General features: G+C 75.4%; 3 protein-coding genes. All 3 read right to left on the bottom strand.

Annotation, left to right across the window (positions count from 1 at the left end; all coding sequences use genetic code 11):
- Positions 1-2,341, bottom strand: a 2,341-nt coding sequence (locus ACWJ6R_RS33700; RefSeq protein WP_449066095.1) for an MMPL family transporter, incomplete at its 3' end; no start/stop codon positions are given.
- Positions 2,341-2,610 (bottom strand): acyl carrier protein, encoded by a 270-nt coding sequence (locus ACWJ6R_RS33695; protein ID WP_449066094.1) that lies wholly within the window; start codon positions 2,608-2,610, stop codon positions 2,341-2,343. The genes ACWJ6R_RS33695 and ACWJ6R_RS33700, both read right to left, overlap by 1 nt.
- Positions 2,611-2,612: 2 nt before the next feature.
- A partial coding sequence (locus ACWJ6R_RS33690) for a hypothetical protein (RefSeq protein ID WP_449066093.1) occupies positions 2,613-2,931 on the bottom strand: 319 nt, incomplete at its 5' end.

Here is a 2,931-nt window from a genome sequence, read left to right as displayed (position 1 = left end):
ATCCCGGCCGGCGGCGGGCGCCGCTCCACCGGGCCGGACCGCGGGACAGGCGGCCCGGCCACCAGACGGCGTCGCCGATGTCCAGGGTGAGCGCGGTGACCAGCACCGAGCGGACGATCATCGTGTCCAGCAGCACGCCCACCGCCACCGCGAAGGCGAGCTGCACGGTCTGGGAGAGCGGCAGCACGACGAGCACGGCGAAGGTGCCCGCGAGCACCACCCCCGCCGAGGTGATCACTCCGCCGGTCGCCTCCAGTCCGAGGACCGCGCCGCGCGCCGTACCGTGCCGGTGCGCCTCCTCGCGCACCCGGTGCATCAGGAAGATGTTGTAGTCGACGCCGAGGGCGACCAGGAACACGAAGACCAGCAGCACGAACCCCTGGTCCACCCCGGCGAAGCCGAACAGGTGGGTGAAGGCCAGCGCGCTGATCCCCAGCGTGGCCAGGAACGACACCACGACGGTGGCGAGCAGCAGCAGCGGCGCGACGAGCGAGCGCAGCAGCAGCGCCAGCACCGCGAAGACCACCAGCAGCACCAGCGGGATGATCACCTCGCGGTCGCGTTCCGCGCCCCGCTCCAGGTCGGCGACGAGCGCCGCGTTCCCGCCCACGTTGACGTCGGGGGCGGCCACGGCGCGCAGCCGGTCGCGCAGGGCGAGCACCTCGCGCCGCTCGGCGTCCCGGCCGGCGGACGGGCGCACGGTCACGTTGAGCAGGACGTCGCCGTTGCCGGCCGCGCCCAGCGTGATCGCGGTGACCTCGGGCCGCTGCGCGGTGTCCAGGATCACGTCCCTGACGTACCGCTCGCCGGTGACCACCTGGACCGGGTCGGCTCCTCCGGAGGGGAAGTGCCGGGCCGCGACCTCCTGCCCGACCACGGAGTCGGGCCGGCCGAGGAACACGTCGGCGTTGTCCAGCCCGCCCTCCCGGTAGGCGGTCAGCCCGGCCGAGCAGAGCGCCAGCACGGCGAGGGTGGCCGACCACACCCGCCGGGGGTTCCGGGCGATCCCGCGGCCCAGCCTCCCCCAGAACGCGCCCCCGGCCGCCCGGTCGCCGCCGTGCGGGTCGGGGCGCGGGTCGGGGCGCGGGATCACCGGCCAGAACACCCAGCGGCCGCAGATCACCATGACGGCGGGGAGCAGCGTCGTCATCGCGAGCATCGCGCAGGCCACGCCGACCGCCGAGACCGGCCCCAGTCCCTTGGTGGAGTTGAGCTCGGCCGCCACCAGGCAGAGCAGGCCCGCCACCACGGTCGCGGCGCTCGCGACGACGGCGGGTCCGGCCCGGCGCAGCGCGACCGCCATCGCCTCGTGCCGGTCGGCGTGCCGGCGCAGCTCCTCCCGGTAGCGGGCGACGATCAGCAGCGCGTAGTCGGTGCCCGCCCCGATGACCAGGACCATCAGCAGCGAGACCGCGACGCTGCTGACCGTGATCGCCTCCGCCGCGGCCAGCGCCTGGTTCACCCCCATCGCGACGACCAGGCCGACCAGCACGGTGCCGAGCGGCAGCAGCCAGAGCACGGCGCTGCGGTAGGTGACCAGCAGCACGACGACCGCCACGCCCAGGGCGGCCAGCAGCAGGTCGGTGTCCACGGTGGAGAAGACCGCCAGCGCGTCGGCCTGGAAGCCGACCAGCCCGGTGATGTGCGCGGCCAGCCCGGCGGGCCGCCCGGCGTCGATCACCCGCCGTACCCGCTCGACGACCCGCGCCGTCTCCCGCCCGCCGTGGTCGCGCACGACGACCACGACCTGGACGGCCTCGCCGTCCCGGGACCGCTCCGCGGCGAGCAGGTCGATCGTCTTGGTCGTCTTCGGGATCCGGAGCTTCTCCTCGACCGCCCGCAGCCCCTCCGGCAGCCGCCCCTTCGCGTCCCGGTACGGTTCCAGCTCCCGGTCCAGGTCCCGGCGGTCGAAGCTCCTGCCGCCGGTCGGCGCGGGCAGCTCGGCGACGACCCCCTCGACCCGGGCGAGCGCCTCCAGGTCGCGGGCGATCTCGGCCTCGTCTGCCTCGGTCACGCCGCCGCGCCGCTCGTAGACGACGGTGGCCGGGGAGAGGCTCTCCCCCTGCATGCCGAGGATGCGCTCGACCGCCCGTGCGGAGTCGGCGCTGCCGGGCAGGTAGGCGGCGATGTCGTCCTTCTGCACCGACTCCAGCCGTCCCGCGGAGGACCCGGCCACGGCGACGACGCCCAGCCAGACGGCCAGCACCACCCACTTGCCGCGCCGCCCGCACAGCAGGCCGAGCAACAGGCCGAGCAGCAGTCCGAGCAGCCGGCCCGCCGACCGCGCGGCCGGTCGCACGGCCGGTCGCGCGACCGTCCCGGCGGCCGTCCGAGTGGCCATCAGCGGGCGCTCAGCCTGCCCCGCAGGTGGTCGGCCATGGCCGAGACGGTCGGGTGCTCCCAGGCGAGGGTCGGCTCGACCTCGAGGCCGTACTCCGCCTCGATGTCGCCGCACAGGCCCAGCGAGTAGACCGAGTCCATGCCGTACTGGGCGATCGGGACCAGCGGGTCGATCTCCTCGGGCGGCCGTACGACGTAGGCGGCCACCCGGGCCCGCAGCCAGTCGCGGATGCCCTCCAGGTCGACGGCGATCCCGGCGTCAGCGGACATGCTCACTCTCCCTCTCCCTGCTGCGCGGTCCCCGGTACCCCCTGCGCCGCTCCCCCGGCCGCGCTTCCGGCCGCACTTCCTGTCGCACTTCCTGCCGCGGCCAGGGCGTCCCGTACGGGTCCGGTGAGTTCGGCGTGCACGACGGGGAGCAACCCGGTCAGCAGCAGTTCGCGGGTCCGGGAGCGCTGGATCTTGCCGCTGGTGGTCCGGCCCACCCCGCCGCGCTCGACCAGTACGACGCTCAGCGAGCCGACGCCGAACGCGCGGGCCAGCTCGCCCTGGACCCGGCGGGCCAGCCCGGCCGCCGCGTCCGCGACCTCC

This window comes from Planomonospora algeriensis (genome assembly GCF_977012225.1).
This window is presented reverse-complemented; position numbering and strand designations above follow the sequence as displayed.

Bases quoted from the DNA above. Each gene is read 5' to 3' on its own strand.
- ACWJ6R_RS33695 (WP_449066094.1), bottom strand. From the start codon at position 2,610: ATGTCCGCTGACGCCGGGATCGCCGTCGACCTGGAGGGCATCCGCGAC.